11 protein-coding genes and 1 pseudogene are annotated in these 10,036 nt (G+C 65.9%); 9 read left to right on the forward strand and 3 right to left on the reverse strand.

Annotated features, from left to right (window positions below; translation table 11 throughout):
- Positions 1–62 precede the first annotated feature (62 nt).
- Positions 63–821, forward strand: a complete 759-nt coding sequence (locus VFA16_RS16140) for an enoyl-CoA hydratase/isomerase family protein (RefSeq protein WP_324968790.1) — start codon at positions 63–65, stop codon at positions 819–821.
- A gap of 6 nt (positions 822–827) precedes the next feature.
- Here VFA16_RS16140 and VFA16_RS16145 read toward each other — a convergent pair whose 3' ends face one another.
- Positions 828–1,013, reverse strand: coding sequence for a (2Fe-2S)-binding protein (locus VFA16_RS16145; protein ID WP_324968791.1), 186 nt, complete (start codon positions 1,011–1,013; stop codon positions 828–830).
- A 302-nt stretch (positions 1,014–1,315) separates the two neighbouring features.
- Between VFA16_RS16145 and bfr the strand changes: the two genes are divergently transcribed.
- From bfr to VFA16_RS16180, 7 genes are all read left to right on the forward strand, one after another.
- A complete protein-coding gene (gene bfr, locus VFA16_RS16150) occupies positions 1,316–1,798 on the forward strand; it encodes a bacterioferritin (protein WP_324968792.1) in 483 nt (160 codons plus the stop codon).
- A 69-nt stretch (positions 1,799–1,867) separates the two neighbouring features.
- On the forward strand, positions 1,868–3,970 hold the full coding sequence (locus VFA16_RS16155; RefSeq protein ID WP_324968793.1) for an MDR family MFS transporter: 2,103 nt from the start codon (positions 1,868–1,870) through the stop codon (positions 3,968–3,970).
- Positions 3,967–4,461, forward strand: a complete 495-nt coding sequence (locus VFA16_RS16160; protein WP_324968794.1) for a carboxymuconolactone decarboxylase family protein — start codon at positions 3,967–3,969, stop codon at positions 4,459–4,461. Before VFA16_RS16155 ends, VFA16_RS16160 begins: the two co-directional genes overlap by 4 nt.
- A 10-nt stretch (positions 4,462–4,471) precedes the next feature.
- Positions 4,472–5,812 (forward strand): glutamine synthetase family protein, encoded by a 1,341-nt coding sequence (locus VFA16_RS16165; RefSeq protein WP_324968795.1) that lies wholly within the window; start codon positions 4,472–4,474, stop codon positions 5,810–5,812.
- On the forward strand, positions 5,809–6,921 hold the full coding sequence (locus VFA16_RS16170) for an amidohydrolase family protein (protein WP_324968796.1): 1,113 nt from the start codon (positions 5,809–5,811) through the stop codon (positions 6,919–6,921). Before VFA16_RS16165 ends, VFA16_RS16170 begins: the two co-directional genes overlap by 4 nt.
- A 31-nt stretch (positions 6,922–6,952) precedes the next feature.
- Positions 6,953–7,786 (forward strand): lysophospholipid acyltransferase family protein, encoded by an 834-nt coding sequence (locus VFA16_RS16175; RefSeq protein WP_324968797.1) that lies wholly within the window; start codon positions 6,953–6,955, stop codon positions 7,784–7,786.
- Entirely contained in the window at positions 7,786–8,226 is a 441-nt protein-coding gene (locus tag VFA16_RS16180; protein WP_324968798.1) for an SRPBCC family protein, read from the forward strand. The genes VFA16_RS16175 and VFA16_RS16180 overlap by 1 nt, the downstream gene beginning before the upstream one ends.
- A 7-nt stretch (positions 8,227–8,233) precedes the next feature.
- On the opposite strand, the gene VFA16_RS16185 is transcribed toward VFA16_RS16180, so the two are convergent.
- Positions 8,234–8,698 (reverse strand): nuclear transport factor 2 family protein, encoded by a 465-nt coding sequence (locus tag VFA16_RS16185; RefSeq protein WP_324968799.1) that lies wholly within the window; start codon positions 8,696–8,698, stop codon positions 8,234–8,236.
- Between the two features lie 108 nt (positions 8,699–8,806).
- Between VFA16_RS16185 and VFA16_RS16190 the strand changes: the two genes are divergently transcribed.
- Complete coding sequence (locus VFA16_RS16190) at positions 8,807–9,742, forward strand: S1C family serine protease (RefSeq protein WP_324968800.1); 936 nt, start codon at positions 8,807–8,809, stop codon at positions 9,740–9,742.
- Positions 9,743–9,831: 89 nt separating this feature from the next.
- Here VFA16_RS16190 and VFA16_RS16195 read toward each other — a convergent pair.
- Positions 9,832–10,036: pseudogene (locus VFA16_RS16195) on the reverse strand (cytochrome P450); the annotation flags it as partial.

Consider the following 10,036-nt stretch of genomic DNA (forward strand, 5'->3'; position numbering starts at 1 on the left):
ATCGACACCGTACCCACCAGCCGCTACGTACTGAAATCACCGTTCGGGTAAGGAGTTCAGCCGTGATATTGCAGATCGACGACCAGAACAGGGTGCGTACTCTCACCCTGAACCGGCCAGAAGCACTCAACGCGTTCAACGAGGCGCTCTACGACGCGACCGCCGAGGCGCTGTTGGCGGCGGCCGCGGATCCCGACGTCGCCGTCGTGCTGATCACCGGCGCTGGACGCGCCTTCAGCTCGGGCACCGACCTTGGCGAGATGCAAGCTCGTGTCACCGATCCGGATTTCACCCCCGGCAAACACGGCTTCCCCGGGCTGATCGATGCGCTCAGCGCGTTTCCCAAACCGCTGGTCTGCGCGGTCAACGGAGTCGGGGTAGGAATCGGCACCACGATCCTCGGCTACGCCGACCTGGCGTTCATGTCCTCGACCGCGCGGCTGAAGTGCCCGTTTACCAGCTTGGGCGTGGCGCCGGAGGCCGCGTCGTCGTATTTGCTGCCGCAGCTGGTGGGCCGCCAAAACGCCGCGTGGCTGTTGATGTCCTCGGAATGGGTCGACGCGGAGGAGGCGCTCCGAATGGGCCTGGTCTGGAAGCTCTGCGACCCCTCCGAGCTGATCGCTGAAGCTCGCCGGCATGCCGAGGTCCTGGCCTCGCGTCCGATCGCAAGCCTGATGGCAGTCAAGCACACGATCGTCGAACCGACCCGCCCCGAGATCGCAGCGGCCAGCGCACGGGAGAACGCTTACTTCGCCAAGCTGATGGGAGAGCAAGCCAACGCTGACGCGCTGGCAGAATTTACCGGCCGGCGCGGCGACTGAAGCGCCTCAGCGCGCCGCGCTGGTATCGAGTTGCCTCGCCGAAGCGATGATTGCCCGCAGCGTGCGGCGGCAACGCCCGCAGTCGGCGCCGGCCCCGCACGCGGCAGCAACTTCCTTGGATGTCGATGCGCCCCGCGCGACGACGTCGCACACGGTTTGGCTGGTCGCCCCCACGCACAGGCATACGTACATCAGCACACCTCGCGACCGGCCGGGGCGAGCGCAATGACGTGGCCGCTCATACCCAACATCTGAAGTGTCGGCGCCGCCGGAATGCTGACGTCCATATTAGTGGAGTCTAACCTAAGTCGGTTAGCACAGTCTAACCTAAGTCACCGACTGGTTTGTCCAGCTCCTCCGCGGGTCGACGTACAGCTCGCGTCGTCGCCGGATAGATTGAACCCGCACGCCGTGGTGGTGCTACAGCCCAGCACCACCCGAGCAATGCCGTGCGCACTGTGAAACGTGAACGACCTTGGGAAAAGGGAGCGATCATGCAAGGTGATCCCGACGTGTTGCGCCTGCTCAACGAGCAGCTGACCAGTGAACTCACCGCGATCAATCAGTACTTCCTGCACTCCAAGATGCAGGAAAACTGGGGTTTTACCGAGCTGGCCTCACGCACCCGCGCGGAGTCCTTCGACGAAATGCGGCACGCCGAACTGGTCACCGACCGCATCCTGTTGCTCGACGGTTTGCCCAACTATCAGCGCATCGGCTCGCTGCGGGTCGGCCAGACGTTGCGCGAACAGTTCGAAAGCGATCTGGCGCTCGAATACGACGTGATCAACCGGTTGAAACCAGCGATCATCCTGTGCCGGGAGAAGCAAGACACCACCACCGCAAACGTCTTCGAGAAAATCGTGGCCGACGAGGAAGACCACATCGAATACCTGGAGACGCAGCTGGAGTTGATGGACAAGCTGGGCGAGCAACTCTATGCCGCGCAATGCGTCGCCCGGCCGCCGACGACCTGACAACGGCGGTCTTCATTCGGCAGCGGCCCGGGTAGACGCCGGCTGGCACACGGCAACTGAGAGGCTGCAATGACAGCACCCACGGCGGCGCCGGCCGCCGGGACGGATGCGGTGTCACCCAGCACCCAGGTCAGCCCGCAGCGGCGCAACTTCGTGTTCGTGTCGATCCTGCTGGGGATGCTGCTGGCCGCGCTCGACCAGACCATCGTCGCGACCGCGCTGCCGACCATCGTCGCCGATCTGGGCGGGGCTGGCCACCAGTCCTGGGTGGTAACCAGCTATCTGCTGGCCTCGACCATCATCACCGCGCTTGTCGGCAAGTTCGGCGACCTCTTCGGCCGCAAGGCGGTGTTCCAGGCGGCTGTCGTGTTCTTCGTCGCCGGCTCGGTGCTGTGCGGGTTATCGCAGTCGATGATCATGCTCGTGTTGGCCCGGGCGCTGCAGGGTATCGGCGGTGGCGGCCTCACGGTGACCGCCACCGCATTGATCGGTGAGGTCATCCCGCTGCGCGAGCGCGGCCGTTATCAGGGCGCATTGGGCGCGGTGTTCGGTGTGACTACTGTGATCGGCCCGTTGCTGGGCGGCTACTTCACCGACCATCTGACCTGGCGGTGGGCGTTCTGGATCAATGTGCCGATTTCGGTGGTGGTCTTCTTCGTCGCCGCCGCAGCCATCCCGGCATTAGCGGGACGCAGCAGGCCGGTCATCGACTACGCCGGGATTGTGTTCGTCGGGCTGGGGGCCGCCGGGCTGACCTTGGCGACGAGTTGGGGCGGCACTACCTACCCCTGGGGATCGCCGACGATCATCGGTCTGTTCGTCGGCTCCACAGTGTTACTGGGCGTCTTCGTGTGGGTGGAAAGCCGTACGCCACAACCCATTTTGCCGACGAGGCTTTTCGCAAGTCCGGTGTTCACGGTGTGCTGTGTGTTGTCGTTCGTGGTCGGGTTTGCGATGTTGGGCGCGTTGACCTTCCTTCCGACGTATATGCAGTTCGTCGACGGCGTGTCGGCGACCACATCGGGGCTTCGCACGCTGCCGATGGTGGTGGGCATGCTGACCACTTCGATGGGCAGCGGGGTGCTGGTCGGCCGGACCGGCCGCTACAAGGTCTTCCCGGTCGTGGGGACCGTGGTGATGGGGGTTGCGTTTTTGCTGATGTCGCGGATGGATCCGTCGACCTCGGCACTGCTGCAATCGCTTTACCTCGTCATCCTCGGTGCCGGTATCGGTCTGTGCATGCAGGTGCTGGTCCTCATCGTGCAGAACACGTCGCGGTTCGAAGACCTCGGTGTGGCCACGTCGGGTGTCACCTTTTTCCGCACCATCGGCAGTTCGTTCGGCGCAGCGATATTCGGTTCGCTGTTCACCAACTTCCTGCACAACAGACTCGGCCCGGCCATCGCGGCCAGCCATGCGCCGCCCGCCGCGGCAAGCTCACCGGAGGTTCTGCACCGGCTGCCCAAGGACATGGCCGCCCCGATCGTGGACGCATATGCCGCGTCGCTCACCCTGGTGTTCCTGTGGGCGGTGCCCGTCGCGGTGGTCGGTTTCGTCCTGTCGCTTTTCCTCAAAGAGGTCCCGCTGAGGGACATCGCTTACCGCGCCGCCGACCTCGGCGACGGGTTCGCCATGCCGACCACCCAGTCGCCGGATGAGATGCTCGAAACAGCTATCGGGCGCCTGCTGCGACGTGGTGACCCCGGGATGCGCCTGCGCAGCATTGCCATGCGACCCGATTGTCAGCTCGACGTCGCCCAGCTGTGGGCGCTGCTGCAAATACACCGTTACACAAGGGTTTTCGGAAGAGCCCGGTTGACCGAGATTGGCGAGCAGTTTGGTGTGCCGTACGAAGTCATCGAACCCGCCTTCGGCAGCCTGGTACGCGCCGGCTACGCAGGGCAGGACGTCGACAGCCTTTGGCTGACTCCGCGCGGTGCCAGGCAGGTCGAGTTCGTCACGACGCTGATCCGGGAGTGGATCGTGGACAAGCTATCTCGCTCACCGAACTATCAGGGACGGCCGGACCGCGCCCAGGTCGAAGCCGCCCTCGACCGCATCGCACACCGAATTGTCACGCAACGTGATTGGCACGAAGAACGCCGGGATCTGGCCAGCGTCGCCACCGAGAAACTTCCGCAACCCAACGCCGGGCGTACCATCTCGCCATGAGCCGAATCGGAACATTCGATGACGACGACCTCGCGGGCTGGATCGAGAAATCGCCCCGGCTGGGCGGGGCGATAGCCGGATTCAGCGACGCGGTCTACAACCACAGCAGGCTGCCGCTGCGCACCCGCGAACTGGCGCGCACGGTGATCGCGCACAACAACGAATGTGAAGTCTGCGTCAACGCCCGTGCCGCCGACGGGCCCGCGGACGGTGTGGACGAAGAGCTCTACGCGCACGCCTCGCAGTGGCGGACATGGCCGGGCTACAGCGAGCAGGAGCGGCTGGCGGCCGAGTTCGCACACCGATTCGCGACCGAACACACCGTGCTGCGTGACGACGAAGAGTTCTGGGCCAAATGCCGCGAACACTTCACCAACGAGCTGCTGGCCGACCTGGCGCTGTCGTGTGCGCTGTGGCTGGGAATGGGACGCGTGCTGCGCACCTTGGACATCGGGCAGAGCTGCAAACTCACTTTGCCCAGCCGCACGTAATCCACTCGGCGTGACCGCCACACCGCTTGCCGCCGCGGCGATCGCTCAACTGGAAGCAGAAGGGGTCGACGCCGTCATCGGCACCGTGGTCAACCCGGCCGGGCTCACCCACGCCAAAACCGTGCCGATCCGACGGACCAACACCTTCGCCGACCCAGGGGTGGGGGCCAGCCCGGTGTGGCATGCCTTCGCTATCGATCAAACCGGCATCGCGTTCACCGACGACATCGGCGTGGTCGGCGACCAGCGCATCCGCATCGACCTATCGGCATTGCGCATCATTGACGACGGATTGGCGTGGGCGCCGGGCGGCTTTTTCGAGCAGGACGGCACACCCGTGCCGGCCTGCAGCCGCGGAACCCTGGCCCGCATCGAGGCCGCGCTCGAAGAAGCAGGCATCAACGCCGTCGTCGGTCACGAAATCGAGTTCGTGCTGGTCAATCCCGACGGCAGTCGGCTGCCGTCTACGCTGTGGGCGCAGTACGGCTTGGCCGGCTTGCTCGAGCACGAGGCGTTCGTGCGCGATGTCGTCGCTACGGCCAGCGCATCCGGTGTGGGGATCGAACAGTTTCACCCCGAATACGGGGTCAACCAGTTCGAGATCTCGTTGACGCCACAAGCGCCGGTCGCCGCAGCCGACCAACTGGTACTGACCCGGATCATCGTGGGTCGGGTTGCCCGCCGCTACGGGCTGCGGGTGTGCTTGTCGCCGGCACCGTTCGTCGACGGCCCGGGATCCGGTGCGCACCAGCATTTTTCGCTGGCCACATCGGACGGACCACTGTTCTCGGACGGAGCCGGCGTCCGGGGGATGACGGCAGCCGGCGAAAGCGCCGTAGCGGGCCTGCTACGTGGGCTACCCGAAGCCCAGAGCATCCTGTGCGGGTCGATCGTGTCGGGGTTGCGCACCCGGCCCGGCAACTGGGCCGGGGCCTATGCGTGCTGGGGCACCGAGAACCGGGAAGCCGCAGTGCGGTTCGTTACCGCCGGGCCCGGCAATCCGTATGGCGGCAACGTCGAAGTCAAGGCGATCGATGCGTCGGCGAACCCGTATTTCGCGTCGGCCGCGATCCTCGGCCTGGCGCTAGAGGGCATCCAGCAGCAAGCCGAGCTGCCAACCGAGACAACCGTAGACCCGGCAACACCACCCGACCGCGCAGGCATCCTGCGGCTAACCGACAATCAAGCTAAAGCTACTGCTGCACTAGATAATTCACAGCGACTACGGCGCATTCTCGGTGATGCGGCAGTCGACGTGCTGGTGGCTGTGCGCCGTTTCGAGCACGACCACTACGGCGACCTGAGCCCGGAAGAACTGACCGAAAAGTTCCGGATGTCGTGGAGCGTATGAGCGTGCCGACGGCTACCGTGTTAGCGCAACACATCGCCGACGTGCCGCTGATCGATCAGCACGTCCACGGTTGCTGGCTGAGGCCAGGGGAGCGCCAGCGGTTCGAAAACGCACTCAACGAGGCCAACACCGAACCGATCATGTACTCGGGATTCGACTCTCAACTCGGGTTCGCCGTGCGTGCACATTGCGCGCCGCTGCTGGGGCTCCCCAGACACGTTGATGCCGAAGCGTATTGGCAGCGTCGCACTGAGCTGACCGAGGCGGAGCTGGCCCAGCTTTTCCTGCGCGAAGCCAACGTCACCGACTGGCTGGTGGACACCGGCTTGGCCGACGGCATCACCGACGTCCACGGACTCGGCGAGCTCTCAGGCGGGCGCGCTCATGAGGTGGTGCGTCTCGAGCACGTAGCCGAGCAAGCTGCGCAAGCCCCCAGCGACTACGCATCCGCTTTCGAAGAGATCCTGCACCGGCGCGCCACCACAGCGGTCGGCACCAAATCGATCCTGGCCTATCGCGGCGGCTTCGACGGCGATCTGAGCGAGCCGACCGCCGCGCAGGTGGCCGAGGCCGCCGCCACATGGCGCGACCACGGCGGAGTGCGGCTGCGCGACCGGGTCTTGCTGCGCTTCGGACTGCACCAGGCGCTGCGACTGGGCAAACCGCTGCAATTCCACGTTGGACTCGGTGACCGCGACTGCGACCTGCACAGGACCAACCCGCTGTATCTGCTCGACTTCTTGCGGCAGTCCGGGGACACCCCGATCGTGCTGCTGCACTGCTATCCCTATGAGCGCGAAGCCGGCTATCTGGCGCAGGCGTTCAACAACGTCTATCTCGACGGCGGGTTGAGCATCAATTTCCTGGGGGCGCGCGGAGCCGCTTTCATCGCCCGGCTGCTGGAATTGGCACCCTTCGGCAAAATCGTGTACTCCTCGGACGGCTTCGGCCCGGCCGAATTGCACTTTCTCGGTGCGGCCTTGTGGCGCAAGGGCATTCAGCGCACATTACAGCAGTTCGTCGACGCCGGGGACTGGAGTGAGGCCGACGCCATCAGGGTCGTCGACCTCATCGCCCGCGAGAACGCGGCGCGCATCTACCGGGTTTGACGCCCGGTAGCACCGGGGTATACCGGCGCCTATGGCGACCGTCGGCGGCATCCTGGACTGGGCCCGCAAACAAGTCGCGTCTCGGGTCCCGAAGGCGGACCTCGACCAGCGCGATCCCGACTACATCCGGGATCAGCTGCCGGGAACGTGGCTGCTCGCGTCGCTGTATTTCAGGGCCGATGTGCGCGGCCTGGACCGCATTCCCGCCGAGGAGCCGGTGCTGCTGGTCGGCAACCACAGCGGCGGCAATGTGCCGCCCGATACGTTTGTGTTCACCCTCGCGTTCTGCTCATACTTCGGGGTCGAGCGGCCCTTCTACCAATTGGCGCACAACCTCGTCGTCTCGGCGCCGCCCTTGGGTTGGCTGCGCAAGTTCGGCACGGTGGCCGCCAGCCACGAAAACGCCCGACTCGCCCTGGAATCCGGTGCCGCACTGCTCGTGTATCCCGGTGGCGACTATGAAGTCTTCCGGCCGTCGTGGGAGCGTCACAAGGTCGACTTCGGCGGCCGCATGGGCTATGTGCGGCTGGCCCGGGAAGCCGGTGTGCCGATCGTGCCCGTCGCCAGCGTCGGCGGCCAGGAAAGCGCACTGTTTATCAGCCGCGGACAGTGGCTGGCCAAGCTGCTGATGACCGACAAGACGTTGCGGCTGAAAAGCGTTCCAATATCGCTGGCGCTGCCGTGGGGGCTGAACATCAGCGACCTGGCCGGGCACATTCCGCTGCCCGCCAAGATCGCGATCGAAGTGCAGGAACCCATCGAAGTAGACGGCGATGACCGCGCCGTGCACGACAAGGTGCTGGGCAGCCTGCAGGCCGGCGTGGACCGGCTGGCCGCCGAACGTCGATTCCCGGTGATCGGCTGATGCGCGTCGAACGCCGCTGCGTGATCGACGCAGACCCTGACGCGGTGTGGAAAGTGGTCAGCGACCCCGACCGCTACCCCGAGTTCATGACCAGCCTCGAGCGCTGGCAGGCCGCCAATGAGCAGCCTCCGGGCAAGGGGGCTCGTTACACGGTGCATTGGAAGATCGGCTCGGTGCCGGTCGGCGGGCTGATCGAGGTGGTCGAGTTCGACGACGCCCGCGACTTGGCTTGGGTCGGCATCACTGGTATCAGCCTGCGTGGCCGTATCCGGCTGCGGAATGCGGGGGATGGCCGAACGAAGGTCACCTTCCGGCTGTCGTATCAGGCGCCCGGCGGACTGCTCGGCTATATCGCCGACCGGGTGGCGGTGGGTCAGGTGGGACGCAACCTGAGCCAGACGCTGAAACGGCTAAAGGCGCTCGTCGAGTCCGAGCGCTGACCGGCGCTCAGATCAGCCCGGTTGCGTCGAACACCCATGACGTGTCCGCTTGGGACAGATTCTCCATCCAGGACGGCGGCGCGTGGTTGGCGATTGCGCCGAAATCCCAGTAGTCCTTCCACAACGTCACCTTGCCGACGCCGTTTTCCAAGGCGACCCTGTGTACCGAAACAAACGGCAGCACAGCGGTTTCGCCGCTGTCCCACCGCCAGGTTTCGGAGTGTTCATACATGACGTCGGAGCCGTTGCACACCAGCAGACCGTCGTGGTTCTCATATCCGGCCAGCGGCTCGAGCCCGACCTTGAGCCGCTTGACGATGTCGTCGGGACCGCGCGCGGCCAATGTGGGACCGACCGGCATGTCGACGTAGATGCAGTCCGCTGACAAAAACGTCTTGACGGCGTCCCAGTCGCGACGCGACAGCGCCCGCCACAGCCCCAGTACCGGCGCCTCGGCCGTGTTTGTGGTCACGGACGTCAATACAAGCGCGGCCGTTGAATCCGTGTCAACGAACCCGCGACCAGTTATGCCTATGGCGAACCCTGGCATACCGCGCGCGGGTGCAACGCTGAGGTGGTTATGCCCGACGAGCGCCCAGACGCCGAGGCCCTCGACGCCTACTCCGCCGTGGTCACGAGGGTCGCTCAGGTCGTGTTGCCGAGCGTCGCGAGCCTGGCGGTGCGCTCGCGGCGCGGTGAGGGCAGCGGCAGCGCCAGCGTCATCACATCCGACGGCTATCTGTTGACCAGTGCCCACGTGGTGGGCAATGCCCGCTTCGCCGAGGCCACGTTCACCGACGGCGCCTCGGTGACCGCGGATGTCGTGGGCCGCGACGTGCTTTCCGATTTGGCGGTGCTCAAAGCGCGGGGGGCCGTTCCGGCGCCGGTCGCCATGGGACGCGCCGAGGACCTTCAAGTCGGGCAGCTGGTGGTGGCGGTCGGCAACCCGCTGGGGCTGGCGGGCAGTGTGACCGCCGGCATCGTCTCCGGCTTGGGACGCTCACTGCCCACGCGCGCGGGTCGGGTGGTCGACGAGGTGATCCAGACCGATGCCGCGCTCAACCCCGGAAACAGCGGCGGCGTGCTCGCCGACGGGCGCGGGCGGATGGTCGGAGTCAGCACAGCTGTCGCTGGTGTAGGTCTCGGGCTGGCCGTGCCGATCAACGAGTCCACCCACAAGATCATCGCGGCGCTGATGCACACGGGCCGGGTCCGTCGCGCGTGGCTGGGAATCGCCGGCTCACACATCCCGGTGCCGCCGGCGGTGGCTGCCAAGCTCGGAACAACGCACGGGTTGCAGCTGGCCAGCGTGGTCCCCGGCAGCCCGGCCGATCAGGCGGGGTTGCGCCGCGGCGACATTGTGGTCAGCGTCGACCGCCGAAATGTGGTGACCGCCACCGCCATTCAGCGGCTCATGGTCGAGGACGCCATCGAGCGTCGCATCGAGATGACGGTGTGGCGCAACGGCGCGCTGGTCGATGTTTTCGTGGTGCCGCGCGAGCTCGCCGACCACTGATCCCTTTTCGCGTTTCCGCGAAACAGAAGCGACGGCTGCGGTCACCGCGGCCATCGCGACCTTGGCTTCTATCTCGCGATGCGAGCCAATCAGTCGGCGGTGGCCAGTGACCTGGCCGGGCCCAGTGCCACCGGCAACGTCGACCAGCCGCGCAGCACCCGCGTATCGCGCCGGCTGCCCGCCCCTGCGGAGCGCTCGTCGGGGAAGCAGTCGAAGAACGTCTTCAGCCCCACCTCGCCCTCGGCGCGGGCCAGCGCGGCCCCCAGGCAGAAGTGCCGGCCGCCGGAGAACGCC

Source organism: Mycobacterium sp., from assembly GCF_035653355.1.
In the GTDB taxonomy this organism is placed as follows: domain Bacteria; phylum Actinomycetota; class Actinomycetes; order Mycobacteriales; family Mycobacteriaceae; genus Mycobacterium.